The organism is Vibrio sp. 2132-1, from assembly GCF_033344315.1.
Window position 1 is genome coordinate 1 of the sequence record NZ_JAWPON010000813.1, and the last position, 529, is coordinate 529.

Here is a 529-nt window from a genome sequence, read left to right on the forward strand (position 1 = left end):
GTGGATATCCACTGAAAGATATCGACAGTTCTGAAATTTCACCAAGTTTGTCGATTTCTCGTGAAGTGTTCGAAAACAACCGCGTTTACCTCTCTTACGATCACGGTTATCGAGCGCCAGAATACGATAAGGCGTATGGCTTCGTAAGCCACGACTTTGTGCCGCTGACGCCTTTTGTTATTGCGCCAAATATGGATCTAGAGGCTGAAACTTCGGACTCGTTTGAAATCGGTAACAAATTCGATAATGGCCGAGCGCAACTTTACGTTTCTGCGTTTTACAACAAGTTCCAAAACTTCATTGATGTTGTTACCACGGGTCAAGATAACTTCGGCAACTACGTCAAGCAATACCAAAACTTACACGGCGTTGAAACCTATGGCGCGGAGCTTTCTGCTGCGTATGCTTTTACATCGTCTTGGAAGCTAAGTACCAAGCTTGGTTATGTGGATGGAAAGGACGCTGAGGGCGAATACGTTCGTAGCATCACGCCTTTTGAGGGCAATGTTGGGCTGAACTACCAGCAACA

General features: G+C 45.7%; 1 protein-coding gene. It reads left to right on the plus strand.

Features of this window, described 5'->3' with window-relative positions; genetic code table 11:
* Window positions 1-529, plus strand: a 529-nt coding sequence (locus R8N47_RS28155; protein WP_318186476.1) for a TonB-dependent receptor domain-containing protein, incomplete at both ends; no start/stop codon positions are given.